The following is a 16,680-nucleotide window of genomic DNA, read 5'->3' as shown; positions in this document are numbered from 1 at the left end:
ATGATGTATTAATGTTGTAAGCCATTTATTTCAGCTGTAGTTAAATGCCTATATTGGCCAACTTCAATATCTAGCTTAATATGTTTAATTCTGATACGTTTTAATTTTGTAACACGATAATCTAAAGCTTCACACATACGTCTTATTTGTCTGTTTAATCCTTGTGTTAGGATAATTTTGAAGGTGTAGGTATCAATTTTTTCAACCTTACATTCTCGAGTTATAGTATCAAGAATGGGCACACCATGACGTAATTTATCAATAAATTGATTTGTAATGGGTTTAACTACTTTAACAATGTATTCTTTTTCGTGGTGGTGTCTTGCTCTTAAAATTTGGTTCACAATTTCACCATCATTTGTCATTAAAATTAAGCCTTCACTCATTTTATCAAGTCGTCCTACAGGGTAAATGCGCTCAGGATAATTAATATAATCAACAATATTGTTTTTTTCAACTTTAGAATTGGTTGTACAAACCACACCTTTAGGCTTGTTAAATGCCAAGTAAACCTTTTCTTTAAGTTCTATTTTAACTAATTTGTTATCAACATAAACTTGATCATTAGGGTTTACCTTTTGTCCCATTTTAGGCACTTCTTTATTTATGGTAACACGACCTTGTTTAATTAGAGCATCGGCTTCACGTCTTGAGCAATAACCTGCTTGGCTTAAAAATTTATTTATTCTAATGGGATGATTCATAGCTTTTAAGACTGAATAAATTTAAGTATATTTTTATCAATATCATTATTTTTAAGTGAATGCCCTGCACCTTCAGTAATGATAAGCCGACTATTTTTTAAGTTTTTACTGATAGATTTAGCTGCTTCTACAGGTGCTATCTTATCATATTGGTCATGAATAATAAGGCTAGGAACATGAACCGATTTTGCAAATTCAGCGATAGAAAACTCTTGAAAGTAGTAACCAAATTTTTGTTTAAAATATGTATTGAGTTCTGACATGAATTTTGGACTAAGTTGAAGTATCTTTTGATAGTCCTTCATTATAAGTTTCATTTCAGAAGGCGCACCAAGCAAAACTTGCTTTTTTATTTTGTTTGAATCTTTAAATTTGAATTGATTAAAAATAAGTGTCATTGCACCAATACTATGACCGACTAAGTAGTTGGGTTTGTGTATAGAAATGAGTTCTTCTAAAACTTCAGCATATAAAGGAACATTTAACAATGCTCCCGTTGAATTGCCGTGAGCTGGTGCATCAAAAGCAATAATATTAAAGTTGCTCGCTTTTAACTCTTTAACTAAGCTTTTCCATCTAGAAGTATTACTATCCCAGCCGTGAACTAGTAAAACAGTCTCGCCATTTCCAGGCCAATGATAAGTTTGAATTTGATACGAGTGGATGCTGTGTTTTTGAGCTTCTGCCGTTTTTAAAAATTGAGCTTGATGTGGTTTTATATCGCCTTTTCGAGGTGTAGAAAACAATTGGTAAGCTTTGTTTAAAGCTTTCTCTTTGTTTAATTTGAATTGTGTGTTTAATTTGAAACCAATAATTCTAGGGGCAAATTTCTTTATTATTTTTTTAGGCATTTTTTTAGCTTTATTCTTTTTGGTCTGCAACTTCTTGAGGTGCATCAAAAGCAAACCAAACATATTTAAATTTGGCCTGATTTGGTATTTGAGTTTCAGTTATAGTTGAAGTTCGGTCGTATCGAAGATTACTTGGTAATTCAGCTTTATCTATAATAACATATAGACCAAACTCTTTAATATCTACGATGATATTCTTAAAGCTATTTTGAATCGTTTTGATGCTGTAATTCTCATAAATAGTTTTAAAATCACTATTCACATTTAAGCCATTAGCAGTTTTATATTTTGGATTTATAATTTGAATTTCCCGAATCGTACTTGTACTATCGCCATAAATTCTAGGTTGTATTTTTAAGCTTAAGTCACCATTTTCATAAATGTATACATCGTTTCCATTGGCTTCAAACCTGTTTTTGTAATTCGGTTTAACGATAGAATCTTTTGGAAATAGCAGTTCTAATTCATTAATTTTTGTTGAATTCGTAATCTTGCCAACTTTATTTTCTGCAATAAGATAGGCTTGATCAGAGTTGCAAGAAAGAATTAGAAAAATCACTAAAAAGGAAGCTGTAATAAATTTGAAATGAGTCATGATTAGTATGGTTTAAATTTCGGATATTTTTTAATTCAAAAACTAATGCCAAAAATATAATTATCTTTGCGATATGCTTGAAAAAGAAACAAAAGAATTAGTCAATAAAGGTGAAATGCTGCCTCTGATGGAGCAGTTTTATACAATTCAAGGTGAAGGCCATCATACAGGAACAGCTGCGTATTTTATTAGAATTGGAGGTTGCGATGTTGGCTGTCATTGGTGTGATGTTAAAGAAAGCTGGAATCCCAATACACATCCGCCAACAGCTATTTCAGAGATCGTTAAATCTGCTAAAATGTACAGCGATACAATCGTGATTACAGGTGGTGAGCCTTTAACTTGGAATATGAATCCATTAACCGCTCAACTAAAATCATTAGGACTCAATATTCATATTGAAACTTCTGGAGCTTACGAATTAACGGGTCATTGGGATTGGATTTGTTTATCTCCTAAGAAAATCAAACTTCCTAAACCAGAAATTTATAAAGTCGCTAATGAGCTTAAAGTGATTATCTATAATAAACATGATTTAAAATTTGCCGAACAACAAGCTGAGTTAATTAAAAATTCATCCTGCCAATTATATCTTCAGCCAGAATGGAGTGTCCGCGAAAAAATGATGCCAATGATCGTTGAATATGTAATGAAATACCCAAAATGGAAGATTTCTTTACAAACGCATAAGTATCTTAATATTCCTTAAATATTTTTATTTCACGTTAAATACTGTTAAGATTTAAACTTTGACTGATTTTGAGTGAACCATAGTTTGTTTTGGTCCGTAAATAAAAGCGAATCAAAAATAATACTATGAAATTTTTAAAATCACTTACAATTTTGTTCATCGCAGCAAGCTTTTTTATAAGCTGTGACGATGATGACAACAACATGTCACCAGTAAATCCAACTGGTGAATCTAAAACTTACGATTTATTTGAGCGTTCGGCTTCTGGGATTTCTGGAACAGCTGTTTTTTCAGAACAAACAGATGGCAGTGTTTTAGTGAGACTTGATGTTACTGGAACACCTCAAGATGGTATGCATCCATCCCACATCCACATGAACACAGCAGCTGAAGGTGGTGCAATTGCCGTTTCTTTAAATGACGTAAATGGTGCTACTGGTATTAGTGAAACTATTGTAACACAAACTAATGATGGTGACCCAATTAGCTACCAAAGTCTTCTCGAATTTGATGGCTACATCAATATTCATTTAAGTGCTGATGAACTAGAAACTGTTGTAGCACAAGGTGATATTGGTCAAAATGAATTAACAGGCGAATCTAAATCATACATGTTAGGCGAAAAAGATGTCGCAGGTATTAGCGGATCAGTTTTATTTGAAGAACGCGTTAATGGTGAAGCGCAAGCAACTATCATGTTAGATGGAACACCAGATGGCGGCATGCATCCGGCACACATTCACATGAATACAGCAGCTGAAGGTGGCGGAATTTTATACACTTTTATGCCAGTTGATGGAACTACAGGAATGAGCCGTTCGAATGTAGCAATGTTAGATGATGATACCATGTTCGGCTACGAAGATGTATTAACAGTTGATGGTTACGTAAATGTTCATTTAAGTGCCAATGAATTAGCGACAATTGTAGCACAAGGTGATATTGGTCAAAATGAATTAACAGGCGAATCTAAATCATACATGTTAGGCGAAAAAGATGTCGCAGGCATTAGCGGATCAGTTTTATTTGAAGAACGCGTTAATGGCGAAGCGCAAGCAACTATCATGTTAGATGGAACACCAGATGGCGGCATGCACCCGGCACATATCCATATGAATACAGCAGCTGAAGGTGGCGGAATTTTATACACTTTTATGCCAGTTGATGGAACTACAGGAATGAGCCGTTCGAATGTAGCGATGTTAGATGATGATACCATGTTCGGCTACGAAGATGTATTATCAGTTGATGGTTACGTAAACGTTCATTTAAGTGCCAATGAATTAGCGACAATTGTAGCACAAGGTGATATTGGTCAAAATGAATTAACAGGCGAATCTGTATCATATCCTTTAGGCGAAAAAGACGTCGCAGGCATTAGCGGATCAGTTTTATTTGAAGAACGCGTTAATGGCGAAGCGCAAGCAACCATTATGTTAGATGGAACACCTGATGGCGGCATGCACCCGGCACATATCCATATGAATAGTGCAGCTGAAGGCGGCGGAATTTTATACACTTTTATGCCAGTTGATGGAACTACAGGAATGAGCCGTTCGAATGTAGCGATGTTAGATGATGATACCATGTTCGGCTACGAAGATGTATTAACAGTTGATGGTTACGTAAATGTTCATTTAAGTGCCAATGAATTAGCGACAATTGTAGCACAAGGTAATATTGGCTCAAACGCTATGTAAATAGATTAACTTCATCCTGATAATTAAAAGACTGTCATATGGCAGTCTTTTTTTATGGTGCTAAAAATCGGTTTGACCAAGCATTATCTTTTTTATTAAACTCACATCTAATATGATTAGGACGTTTTAATTTTAGATATTCAATTCTTTCAACTTGTAGAAAAATGCCTTGAAAAAAATCATTTTCAATATAATCTAGTTCATCGGGATTATTTATTTCTTTACCAGGTGAAAAACAACTTGTATAATCTTTTTTTGAAATACTTAAAGCTTTTTCGCGATGTTTCTTAATTAAATCATCATCTTTTAATAGTTTTAGTTGTCCGTCTAACCTGATTTGAATAAGTTTTTTAGGATGATAAAATAAAGCTGAAGCATTTTTGTTTTGTTTTAAATCTTCAACTTTAAAACTTCTGGTGTCAGTATAAAAAAGAGGGTCTATTTCATTTATACAATCTCTTAAAATTACCGTTCTAATAATTGGTTTATTTGTTCTGATTGTCGCCAAATAAGTGTGTCTTGTTGGATATTTCTTCTTTAGGTAGCCAAATTTTACTTCATCTACAGCTTCTTTTCTAAGTTTATCAAGCATTTTTAATTTAAATGTATAAAAATGCATAAGAGACTGTTTTGTTTTAACGCAAATTTTTACTTTTGTTCATGCAAAAAAATGTCCTCATCTTAGATTTTGGTTCGCAGTATACACAGCTTATAGCAAGACGTGTTCGAGAATTAAATATTTACTGCGAAATATTTCCGTATAATAAAGTTCCTGATAATTTAAATGAATTTAGAGCTGTAATTTTATCTGGCAGTCCTTTTTCGGTAAGAAACCCTGATGCTCCCAAACCTGATTTAACAAAAATAAAATCAAAATTACCAGTTTTAGGTGTATGTTTTGGCGCTCAATTCATGGCACATAATTATGGTGGATTAGTTGCCAGCTCTAACACTCGTGAATTTGGTCGAGCTAATTTGAGTTATGTCGATGCCACTTCAGATTTATTTGAAGGTGTTACCGAACAGTCTCAAGTTTGGATGTCACACAGTGACAGTATTAAAAAATTACCTGAGGATGCTAAATGCATTGCCAGTACACCTGATGTGAAATTTGCGGCTTATAAGTTTCAAGATGAGCTAACTTATGGAATTCAATTTCACCCTGAAGTTTATCATTCTACAGACGGCAAAAAACTGCTTGAAAACTTTTTAGTTAATATTGCTGGTGTTCCACAAACTTGGACGCCTTCTGCCTTTGTAGATATGACTGTCTCTGAGTTGAGAGATAAAATAGGTAGTGATAAGGTTGTTTTAGGTTTAAGTGGTGGTGTAGACTCTACAGTGGCAGCTACTTTGCTTCATAAGGCAATAGGGAAGCAATTGTATTGTATTTTTGTTAATAATGGCTTATTGCGGAAAGATGAGTTCAATTCTGTTTTAGATCAGTACAAACACATGGGCCTAAACGTAAAAGGTGTTGATGCTTCAACGTATTTTTTAGATAAGCTAGAAGGCGTTTCAGATCCTGAACAAAAACGTAAAATCATAGGTAATGCATTTATAGATATTTTTGACGATGAAGCTGGGCAAATTAAAGATGTTGTTTATTTAGCTCAAGGTACAATTTATCCTGATGTTATTGAATCGATTTCTGTTAATGGACCATCAGCGACTATCAAATCACACCACAACGTTGGTGGCTTACCAGATTTTATGCAATTAAAAGTTGTAGAGCCTTTGCGAATGCTTTTTAAGGACGAAGTAAGACGTGTAGGCGCCGAAATGAATATCGATGCCAAATTACTTGGTCGCCATCCATTTCCTGGACCTGGTTTAGCTATTCGGATTTTAGGTGATATTACATCAGAAAAGGTTAAATTGATTCAGGAAGTTGATCACATCTTTATTCAATCTTTAAGAGAATGGAAATTATATGATAAAGTTTGGCAAGCTGGCGCCATTTTGTTACCAGTCGAGTCTGTTGGTGTTATGGGTGATGAGCGAACTTATGAAAAAGTTGTTGCTTTAAGGGCTGTAGAATCTACTGACGGTATGACAGCCGATTGGGTAGATTTGCCCTATAAATTTTTACAATATGTTTCAAATACAATAATAAATAAGGTAAAAGGCGTTAATAGAGTAGTGTACGACATCAGTTCTAAACCGCCAGCAACAATTGAATGGGAATAATTATGAAAAAAATCATATTAACTGTATTGTTTTTCGTGTTTCCTCTTGTTTTGTTTTCCCAAAACTTTACAACCTATAATGTAGAATCTGAAGAGGATTTAGAAAAAATTGCTCAGAAATTTGAAGTAGAAACTACTGATATTTTAAATTATAATCCTGATGTGTCACGTTACACTAATTTGAAAGGTAAAACATTAGTAATTCCATTATTGAAGTCATCTGAGCAAGTTAAAAAGTTTAAATCTTATAATGTTTCACCAAAAGAAACACTTTATAGTATTGCTAAGCAGTTTCAAGTTGAAGTAGAAACTATTATTAGATATAACTCTTTCTTAAAGAGCAGAACACTCGATGTAAATGACGTTTTACAAATTCCGATTTTAAAGCAGCCAACAAATTCAGAAAATCAATCAATTAAAAATTCGACTTTTTCTAGCTTAAAGCATCTCGTACAACCAAAAGAGACTAAATATGGCATCGCAAAAACTTATGGTATAACTGTAGAAAAGCTTGAACAATTAAACCCAGATAAAGACGTGCTTCAACCTGGTGATTATGTTGTTATAAAGCGTGAAATAGAGCAAAATTCTGTAACACAAACTCCAAATGACTTAAGTTACGTAAAAGTTCAAACAGAAGATGATGTAAATTTACTCAAAAAGCAATTTAAGCTTTCAGAAGAAGTACTTAAACAACTAAATCCAGCTTATCAGTATGGTAATTTTTCATCAGACTTTGTTTTAAAAATACCTAAAAAAAATGTAACTGTTGATAAACGCATCAATTTAGTAGAGTATATCAAAAAAGCTCAGCCACAGCGTATTGCATTAACTTTACCTTTTAATTTGCATAAATTTGCTTATGATAGCATAAAAAAACCTAAAGCACTTCTTGAAGAGCGTATTACTCGTATTTCATTAGATTTATTTGAAGGTGCCAGAGCGGCAGTAGATTCGGCCAAAAAAATTGGTGTTTTTGTGAATTTAGAGGCATTTGATACTGCTATGAGCCAAGATACGCTAAATGAAATTTTAGAGAAAAATAATTTTTCAAGTTTTGATGCTGTCGTTGGACCTGTTTTGGCAAATAACATCGAAATTATGGTTAATGAACTTCGCCAAGATAGCGTGCCATTGGTTTTGCCAATTACAAATTCACCTATTAACACTAAACAAGTTTTTAACTCTGTACCACTTGACCGCTTTAAGGAAGAATTGATCATAACCTACATCAATCAAAATATGAACGATAGCATTAAACTTTCATTCTTAAGTGATAGTTTAAACCTAAATTTTAAGCAAAAGTTTTCTTATAGTTTTCCAGAAGCAGCTCATGTTGAAATGACTGAAAGTTATCTTCAATTTGAAGAGTTAAAACAAGTCATTAAACAAGACAAAATTAACTGGTTTGTGCTTGATACCAAAGATTTAGGTATTGCTGAAGCTACCGTAAATTATCTTGAGGCTTTAAGAAAAGAAGGTTTTAAAGTAAAATTAATTATGCCTTCAAATACTGTTTTAGCTGATGAGATATCTAATTTTTATTTAGCAAGGCTTGATTATTTATATGCAACCACAAGTTTCGACGTTAGTAATTATAATCTCGATTCATCTAACGAAGCTTACCATTCAAAATATTTTTTGAGAGGTTTTGACGTCATGTTAGATGTTATTTTAAGAATAGCTTCTACAGACAATTTTATTGAAACAACAGAATTAGATGGATTTACAGAGTATTTTCAAAATAAATTTCAATATGAGTATGATGCCTTTGAAAACGTAAACTATAACACTGCTGCATATTTAATTGAATATCAAAAAGACTTGACTTTAAAAGTTATTCAGTTATCTGATGACTGATTTTATAAGTTTTCAATTTTTTCTTTGGCTTCATTAAATTCGTTAAGCATATTTTCAAGAATTTGTTGAGCAGGTAAGATATGGTCTATTAAGCCTGATATTTGACCTATTTCAAGTTCACCTTCATCTAAATCACCTTCAAACATTCCTTTTTTTGCTCTTGCTCTTCCAAGTAAGTCAGCTAGTTGTTCTTTTGTGGGAGATTGTCGGTATAATTCCTGAATATCATCATAGAATTTATTTTTTAATAATCTGACAGGTGCTAATTCTTTTAGTGTAAGCTTTGTATCACCTTCTTTAGCTTTAATCACTTCATTTTTGAAGTTGATATGTGATGATGCTTCTTCACTAGCAACAAAACGAGTCCCTACTTGAACTCCATCAGCACCTAAAACCATACATGCCAGCATTGCTTGGCCATTGGCAATACCGCCAGCTGCAATGACAGGAATTTTAACAGATTTCGTAATCATAGGTAGTAAAGTAAGTGTTGTTGTTTCATCACGTCCATTGTGTCCGCCAGCTTCAAAACCTTCAGCAACAATTGCATCAACACCAGCTTCTTCCGCTTTTAATCCAAACTTTACACTACTGACAACATGAACGACTTTAATACCATATGACTGTAAATGCGATGTCCATGTTTTTGGGTTTCCCGCTGAAGTAAATACAATTTTAACCTCTTCTTTTATGATGATATCGATAACCTTGTCTATATCTGGATAGAGCATAGGTACATTAACCGCAAAAGGTTTTGAAGTGGCTGCTTTACATTTTTTAATATGCTCTTCCAAAATATGAGGATACATAGAGCCAGCACCAATAATGCCCAAGCCGCCAACTTCACTCACGCTACTTGCAAGTTTCCAGCCGCTAGCCCAAATCATCCCAGCTTGAATGATAGGATATTTAATATTGAAAAGTTGTGTTATTCTATTATTTTGAAACATGTTTTATTATTTAAGAAATGGCTCCAGAACCTAGAAGCTCGTCATCATGATACCATGCGACAAATTGCCCTTCAGTAATGGCAGATTGTTTATTTTTAAAAACCACAAAAAGCCCATTGTCATGTAAAATCAACTTAGCTTTTTCGAGTGGTTGTCGATATCTAATGCGTGCTTTTACGCTCATCGATTCGCCAGGCTTAAGTTTCAACTCAGGTCTTACCCAATGTATATCTTCAGTCTTAACTCTAAGGCAATTTCTGTTTAAGCCTGGATGATTTTTACCTTGCCCAGTATAGATAATGTTGTTTTTAACATCTGTTTCAATTACAAAAAGAGGTTCTTTAGTACCGCCAACCGCTAAACCTTTTCTTTGTCCTTTTGTAAAAAAATGCGCACCATCATGTTTGCCTACAACTTTTCCTGTAGTTGAATTGTAACTGTAAGGTTTTGAATATTCTGCCAAAACTTCAATTGGTAAAGAATCAGCTTCATGAAAGCTTATGTTTTTTTCGTTTTCATAAACAGGATGATTTGAATCGACTTCAATAATATCACCTTGTTTTGGTTTTAATTGTTGCTGTAGAAACTCAGGTAACTTAACTTTACCAATAAAGCATAAACCTTGTGAATCTTTTTTTTCGGCTGTGATTAAATCTAATTCTGCTGCAATTTTTCTAACTTCAGATTTTTGTAAATCACCAATCGGAAATAAAGCTTTAGATAGTTGTTCTTGAGATATTTGGCATAGAAAATAAGATTGGTCTTTATTAATGTCTTTTCCAGCTAAGAGTTTATATCTTGTTATGCCGTTTACTTTATAGCTTTCTTTTCGACAATAGTGACCTGTGGCAACATAATCAGCACCAAGTGACTCAGCTATTTTAAGAAAGTCATCAAATTTGATTTCACGATTGCAAAGTACATCAGGATTGGGAGTTCTTCCAGCTTCGTATTCTTTAAACATGTAGTCTACAATTTTAGATTTATAAGCCTTGCTTAAATCTACTGTTTGAAATGGAATACCTAACTTATCGGCTACTAACATAGCGTCGTTACTGTCTTCAAGCCATGGGCATTCATCAGATATAGTGACCGAATCATCATGCCAATTTTTCATAAATAGTCCAATTACTTCATAGCCAGCTTTCTGACATAAATAAGCGGCAACACTAGAATCTACACCACCACTTAGTCCGACAACAACCCTTTTTTTCATTTAAAATTAATTGAATTGCAAAATTAGTAATAATGCTTAAGCTTTTAATTGAAGTCTTTCATAAATTGAATAGTTAACAAACGTTTAATAGGTATTAACTAAAATTAAACAGTTTGTCAATTATAGTAAAACTACATTTACAAAAACAAAAAAATATAAAAACTATGAAATTTCAACTCAAAACACTAACATTGGCCTTACTGGCTTTAATTTTTACATCTTGTGACGATGATGATTCCGGAGAACCTATTACTAATGTACAAACTACTTTTGAGATTATAGCTTCTAGTCCTGATCATACAATATTAGAACAAGCTTTAATTGATACAGGTTTAGATGAAGCTCTAAACCAAGGAACTTACACTGTTTTTGCACCAACTGATGATGCATTTTCAGGCGTATTACTAGATCAATTAAGTAACGAACAACTTACTAATATACTTCTTAATCATGTAATAGATGGCTTAGCTGCATCTAATACTTTAGAAAATGGTTATTTTACCACTCTTGCTACAGAATCTGCATCAGGAAATGCTAATAATATAAGCATGTATATTAATACAGATTCTGGAGTAGAACTAAATGGAGCATCATCAGTTACTTCTGCAGATTTAGGTGCTAGCAATGGTATTGTTCATGTTGTCGACGCGGTAATTCCTATTCCAGATGTAGTAACATTTGCTACTATAGATCCAACTTTTGACACTCTTGAGGCAGCTTTGACAAGAAGTGACCAACCAGACTTTGTTGGCACGCTTTCGTCATCTGAGGCACCAGCGCCATTCACAGTTTTTGCACCTACAAATCAAGCTTTTTCTGATTTATTAGATGAATTAGGCGCTACATCTTTAGATGATATTGATGGTCCTACTTTAACCTCGACATTAAACTCTCATGTAATTGATGGTCTTAATGTGACTTCAAATGAATTAGAATCTGGTAGTGTAGAAACTTTAGGTGATGATATAATGATAGATGCTGAAAACGTTCAGTTAATCGATCAAAATGGACGTACAATTGAAATAATAGTGACCGATGTTCAAACAAGTAATGGTGTAATTCATGCCATTGATCGTGTTATTTTACCTGATGCTGCTGTTGAATCTACTTTTGAAATTATTGAAGCGAGTCCAAATCACACAATTTTAGAGCAAGCATTAATCGATACTGGTTTAGATGTTGCAGTAAACAATAATGAACTTACTGTTTTTGCACCAACTGATGCGGCTTTTGGAAATGTTGATGTGTCAAGTTTAACGGTAGAACAATTATCTAACGTTTTATTAAATCACACTGTTTCAGGAACTATTTTATCTGGTGATTTATCAAACTCTTATACAAACACTTTAGCAGTTGAAACCAACACTGGAGATGAAAATAACCTAAGTCTTTACATCAATGTAGATAATGGTGTTAGTTTAAATGGTATATCAAATGTTACAACTCCAGATTTAGAAGCTTATAATGGCGTTGTTCATGTCGTAGATGCAGTTATTACAATTCCAGACGTTACAACATTTGCTTTGGCTGATCCTAATTTTAGCATTTTAGTAGATGCGTTAACACGTGAAAATAGTTTTACTTATGTAAGCACGTTACAGTCAACTGAATCTCCTGCGCCTTTTACCGTGTTTGCTCCTACAAATGATGCGTTTGTTGATTTACTAACTGAACTAGAATTAAACTCTCTTGCAGATGTACCAACCGCAACTTTAGAAGCTACTTTAAACACACACGTTATTACGGATGCTAACGTCACCTCATCTACATTGTCAAGTGGAACAGTTTCAACATTAGGTGATGATGTCAGCATTGACGCAGATGAAACTACAGTAACCGATCCAAACGGTCGAGTGTCAAATATTATTGCTGTTGATGTACAAGCTGGAAACGGCATTATTCACGCGATTGATCAGGTATTATTACCGCAACAATAGTTTAAATCTTAAATATGAACAAAAAAGGTGCTATGATCAGCACCTTTTTTTGTTATCTATCTTCAAAAATAATTTTTTAGATGTTTGATATGAGTTTAAAACTGTATTCGTTCTTAAAGAGTTACAAATTATTATAAGGTTGTAGCCATAAAAATCTAACTAAGTTTTGAATTTATAATGAGTTAAAGATTAGTTTTTAAGTGATCTATTTTCGTCGTTATTTGAGGTTTTGGATTTCAACTTGTGGACAATAATTCTATAAATTCTTAATAAATAATAAAATGTAGTTTTTAGTGAAAATAAAAAAGACACCTATATTAAGTGTCTTTTTTGAAAGCTTGTTATATAAAATAAAATTATTTGTTTTTCTTTCTTTGTTGTTCTTCAGCTTGTTCCATGATTTCTTGAAACTTCCTAGTAAGTTTATTTTTCTTCTTTGGCTTTTTCTTTTTCTCTTCAATTTTAGCCAAAATTTTATTTTCATCAATAATCACATGTTTAATCACAAGCATAATTCCAATGGTAATTAAATTGGAAATAAAGTAATATAGAGATAAACCACTCGCATAGTTGTTGAAGAAAATAAGCATGACTAGCGGTGATAAATACATGATAAACTTCATATTTGGCATGCCTGGTTGTTGGGCTTGTTGCATGTTTTGGCCAGTTGTCATTGTCATATAAATAAATATGGCTATTGACGCTAAAATTGGAAACAAACTCACATGATTGCCATAGATCCAAGACACAAGTGGAATATAAGCATCCCACTGAAATATTACATCGTAACTCGATAAATCATCGGCCCATAAAAATGGTTGTTGGCGTAAATCAAATGCGCTTGGGAAAAACTGAAATAAAGCATAAAATACAGGAATTTGAAGCAAGGCAGGAATACAGCCTGCTAATGGGCTAACGCCAGTTTTACTGTACAGCTTCATGGTTTCCTGCTGTTTTTTCATAGCATTATCCTTGAACTTTTCATTTATTTCATTAATCTCTGGTCGTAAAACCTTCATTTTAGCCTGAGATAAATAAGATTTATAAGTAATAGGAGACAGCACAATTCTAACTGTGATGGTCATTACGATAATTGCCAAGCCATAGTTTCCTAAGAAAGAACTTAAAAAGCCAAAAAACGGAATAAAAATGTATTGATTAATCCAACCAAAAATGCCCCAACCTGTTGGAATAATTTCATCGAGATTTTGATCATATGTTTTTAAAAGCTGATAATCAGCAGGGCCAAAATATAAATTCATATTTTCATTAAACTCATTATTAGCCAGTTGAATTGGTAGTTCAGCTTTGAAGGCTTTGGTGTAGAGTGTGTCAATTTGCTCATCTTGAACCAAATTTTTTGATGTAAATTTTCCTTCGTTAAATGTTTTTTCGTTTAAAAGTATGGTTGTAAAAAAGTGCTGTTTAAACGCAAACCATTTAATGTCGAGTTCATCTTCAATAGCTTCATCGCCTTGGCCTGTATAGCTAACAATGTCACCTTCATATTGATATAAGGTTTCAGTATATCTGTTTTCGTAAGAAATACTTTTAGACCTTCTATATGCTTTTAAGTCCCAACTTAGATTCGCGATTTTGCTTGAAATAACATTATTTAGACCTTGAGATTCTATGTTGAAATCCAGCATATAGTCGTCTGGTTTAACCGTATAGCTAAATTCTAAAAACTCATTTTCAGAGACTTTAGCACGCATGTTCAAGGTGCTAGAATTGTCGTTTGTAATTAGTTCAGGTATAAAACTTAAATCTTTGGTGTTTAAATTACGATTGTCTTTGGTGGTGAAGTTAATGTTAAAATTAGAGTTACCATCTTTAACTAAATAAACAGGTTTATCATCATAAGTGTCAAACTTTTTAAGTTTAGCTTCGATTACTTGAGCGCCTTTGTTTGAAATTTTTAAATGAAGGACATCATTTTCAAGAATTGTGTAATCGGTCTCTAATTGATTGGCTTGCATAGCAGAATAAGCAAACGCACCGAATTTTTGCTGATTTAATAAACTTTGAAGTGAATCACTTAAAGCTGCTTGATTGTTATTTGTTTTAGCAACAGTAGAAGTATTTTTTACCGCTTGCTTTGATGTTGTACTACTATCAACTTCTACTTGATTTGTGTTGTTATTATTAGGTTGAGGTTCTTCAGCTGGTCTGAAATACATCCACGCCAAAAGTATGGCACCAATTAATAAAAACCCTATAACCGAATTTTTGTCAAATTTTCCTTGTTCTTCCATTCGTTAATTATACTTAATTGTAAGACTTGCAAAAGTCAGCATTTTAGATGACTTATCCTTGTAAACTATTTAAATATGTAAATAATCTATCGTTTTTGTGTATTAAATTCTTTGGCAGCTTTTATGAATGCTAAAAATATTGGATGTGGATTAGAGACTGTGCTTTTATATTCAGGGTGAAATTGCACACCTACAAAAAACGGGTGATTTTTAAGCTCTACTGTTTCAATGAGACCAGTTTTAGGGTTCTTGCCGCTACAAATTAAACCATGCTCTTCAAGCGATTTAACATAAAAGTTGTTGACTTCATAGCGGTGTCTGTGACGTTCGCTAATTGAAGTTTTACCATAAATTTCAGCTAATTTAGATCCTTTTTGTAATTCGCAATCCCAAGCGCCTAATCGCATTGTTCCGCCATAATCTTCAACTGCTTTTTGGTCATCCATTATCGCGATGACAGGATGTTTTGTATTTGGATTCATTTCGGTGGAATTAGCATCTTTTAAGTCTAATACATTTCTGCTGTATTCAATTACCGCCATTTGTAAACCGAGGCAAATCCCGAAAAATGGAATATGATGCTCTCTTGCATATTTTACGGCTTCAATTTTACCTTCAATACCACGTTCACCAAATCCAGGAGCCACCAAAATGCCGTCTAAAGATTTAATGGTGTCGAGTTCATCTTCAATAAATTCAGAATGAATACTCACTACATTTACTTTTACATCATTATATGCACCGGCATGAATGAAGCTTTCTAAAATAGATTTATATGAATCTTGTAATTCGACATACTTGCCAACTAACCCAATATTAAGTTCAGTTTTAGCCTGTTTGAGTTTATTTAAAAAGCCATTCCACTGCTTTAAGTCTGTATCTTGTTTAAGAGGTAAATTAAGTTTTTTAAGTGTAATTTGATCGAGCCCTTCAGCCATCATTAAATTAGGGACATCGTAAATGGTAGCAGCATCAATAGATTCTATGACTGCTTCTTGCTTTACATTACAGAATAAGGCTAGTTTGCGTCTAATGTCTTCGGTGATGTGATGCTCTGTCCTACACACTAAAATTTCAGGAGAAATACCACTTTCCATCAAAGTTTTAACGCTGTGTTGTGTCGGCTTAGTTTTTAATTCGCCTGCGGCAGATAAATAAGGAATTAGTGTTAAGTGAATTACTAAGGCGTTATAGTCGCCTAATTCCCATTTTAATTGTCGAACAGCTTCAATGTAAGGCAAAGATTCTATATCGCCAACAGTTCCGCCAATTTCAGTAATTACGATATCATATTGATGGTCTTGGCCTAGAATTTTGATACGATTTTTAATTTCGTTTGTGATATGTGGTACCACCTGCACCGTTTTGCCAAGAAATTCTCCACGGCGTTCTTTTTCGATTACACTTTGATATATTTTTCCGGTGGTAACATTATTAGCTTGCGAAGTGTTAACATTTAAAAAACGTTCATAATGGCCTAAATCAAGATCGGTCTCAGCACCATCTTCTGTTACAAAACATTCGCCATGTTCATAAGGATTTAGTGTACCTGGATCTACATTAATGTAAGGATCAAGTTTTTGAATTGTACAAGTATAACCTCTTGATTGTAGAAGTTTAGCAAGTGATGCAGCGATTATTCCTTTCCCGAGAGACGAAGAAACACCACCTGTAACAAATATATATTTTGTTTCGGCCATAGTGTTGAAAATATGTCTTTACGGGATGCAAA

Annotated in this window: 13 protein-coding genes; 5 read left to right on the top strand and 8 right to left on the bottom strand. The window is 33.4% G+C overall.

What is annotated here, in order from left to right; translation table 11 throughout:
* Window positions 1-8: 8 nt before the first annotated feature.
* Genes IMZ30_RS02705 through IMZ30_RS02695 form a run of 3 tightly spaced genes read right to left on the bottom strand, consistent with a single transcriptional unit; the run spans window position 9 to window position 2,150 of the window.
* Window positions 9-704 (bottom strand): pseudouridine synthase, encoded by a 696-nt coding sequence (locus tag IMZ30_RS02705; RefSeq protein WP_207039011.1) that lies wholly within the window; start codon window positions 702-704, stop codon window positions 9-11.
* 5 nt (window positions 705-709) lie between these two features.
* The gene (locus tag IMZ30_RS02700) at window positions 710-1,555 is read right to left on the bottom strand and encodes an alpha/beta fold hydrolase (RefSeq protein ID WP_207039010.1); all 846 of its coding nucleotides are present in this window, start codon (window positions 1,553-1,555) and stop codon (window positions 710-712) included.
* Between the two features lie 10 nt (window positions 1,556-1,565).
* On the bottom strand, window positions 1,566-2,150 hold the full coding sequence (locus IMZ30_RS02695; protein ID WP_207039009.1) for a DUF1131 family protein: 585 nt from the start codon (window positions 2,148-2,150) through the stop codon (window positions 1,566-1,568).
* Window positions 2,151-2,223: 73 nt separating this feature from the next.
* Between IMZ30_RS02695 and IMZ30_RS02690 the strand changes: the two genes are divergently transcribed.
* Both IMZ30_RS02690 and IMZ30_RS02685 read left to right on the top strand, forming a co-directional pair.
* Complete coding sequence (locus tag IMZ30_RS02690) at window positions 2,224-2,859, top strand: 7-carboxy-7-deazaguanine synthase QueE (RefSeq protein ID WP_207039008.1); 636 nt, start codon at window positions 2,224-2,226, stop codon at window positions 2,857-2,859.
* Window positions 2,860-2,966: 107 nt separating this feature from the next.
* On the top strand, window positions 2,967-4,541 hold the full coding sequence (locus tag IMZ30_RS02685; protein ID WP_207039007.1) for a hypothetical protein: 1,575 nt from the start codon (window positions 2,967-2,969) through the stop codon (window positions 4,539-4,541).
* A 52-nt stretch (window positions 4,542-4,593) separates the two neighbouring features.
* Here the strand turns inward: IMZ30_RS02685 and IMZ30_RS02680 are convergent, their stop codons facing one another.
* Window positions 4,594-5,160: a pyridoxamine 5'-phosphate oxidase family protein gene (locus IMZ30_RS02680; RefSeq protein WP_207039006.1), complete on the bottom strand. Its 567-nt coding sequence runs from the start codon at window positions 5,158-5,160 to the stop codon at window positions 4,594-4,596.
* 41 nt (window positions 5,161-5,201) lie between these two features.
* Here IMZ30_RS02680 and guaA point away from each other — a divergent pair, with 41 nt between their 5' ends.
* Window positions 5,202-6,731, top strand: coding sequence for a glutamine-hydrolyzing GMP synthase (gene guaA / locus IMZ30_RS02675; protein WP_207039005.1), 1,530 nt, complete (start codon window positions 5,202-5,204; stop codon window positions 6,729-6,731).
* A gap of 2 nt (window positions 6,732-6,733) precedes the next feature.
* Window positions 6,734-8,590 (top strand): LysM peptidoglycan-binding domain-containing protein, encoded by a 1,857-nt coding sequence (locus IMZ30_RS02670; RefSeq protein WP_207039004.1) that lies wholly within the window; start codon window positions 6,734-6,736, stop codon window positions 8,588-8,590.
* Between the two features lie 2 nt (window positions 8,591-8,592).
* Here IMZ30_RS02670 and IMZ30_RS02665 read toward each other — a convergent pair whose 3' ends face one another.
* Both IMZ30_RS02665 and mnmA read right to left on the bottom strand, forming a co-directional pair.
* Complete coding sequence (locus tag IMZ30_RS02665) at window positions 8,593-9,540, bottom strand: NAD(P)H-dependent flavin oxidoreductase (protein ID WP_207039003.1); 948 nt, start codon at window positions 9,538-9,540, stop codon at window positions 8,593-8,595.
* Window positions 9,541-9,550: 10 nt separating this feature from the next.
* A complete protein-coding gene (gene mnmA, locus IMZ30_RS02660; protein ID WP_207039002.1) occupies window positions 9,551-10,756 on the bottom strand; it encodes a tRNA 2-thiouridine(34) synthase MnmA in 1,206 nt (401 codons plus the stop codon).
* A gap of 164 nt (window positions 10,757-10,920) precedes the next feature.
* Between mnmA and IMZ30_RS02655 the strand changes: the two genes are divergently transcribed.
* Window positions 10,921-12,693 (top strand): fasciclin domain-containing protein, encoded by a 1,773-nt coding sequence (locus IMZ30_RS02655; protein ID WP_207039001.1) that lies wholly within the window; start codon window positions 10,921-10,923, stop codon window positions 12,691-12,693.
* Between the two features lie 356 nt (window positions 12,694-13,049).
* On the opposite strand, the gene yidC is transcribed toward IMZ30_RS02655, so the two are convergent.
* Window positions 13,050-14,948: a membrane protein insertase YidC gene (gene yidC / locus IMZ30_RS02650; protein WP_207039000.1), complete on the bottom strand. Its 1,899-nt coding sequence runs from the start codon at window positions 14,946-14,948 to the stop codon at window positions 13,050-13,052.
* 86 nt (window positions 14,949-15,034) lie between these two features.
* On the bottom strand, window positions 15,035-16,648 hold the full coding sequence (locus IMZ30_RS02645; protein WP_207038999.1) for a CTP synthase: 1,614 nt from the start codon (window positions 16,646-16,648) through the stop codon (window positions 15,035-15,037).
* Window positions 16,649-16,680 lie beyond the last annotated feature (32 nt).

The organism is Psychroflexus sp. ALD_RP9, assembly GCF_017311165.1.
Taxonomy (GTDB): domain Bacteria; phylum Bacteroidota; class Bacteroidia; order Flavobacteriales; family Flavobacteriaceae; genus Psychroflexus.
The sequence above is the reverse complement of the archived record's forward strand: the minus strand, read 5'-3'. Positions and strand labels throughout refer to the sequence as shown.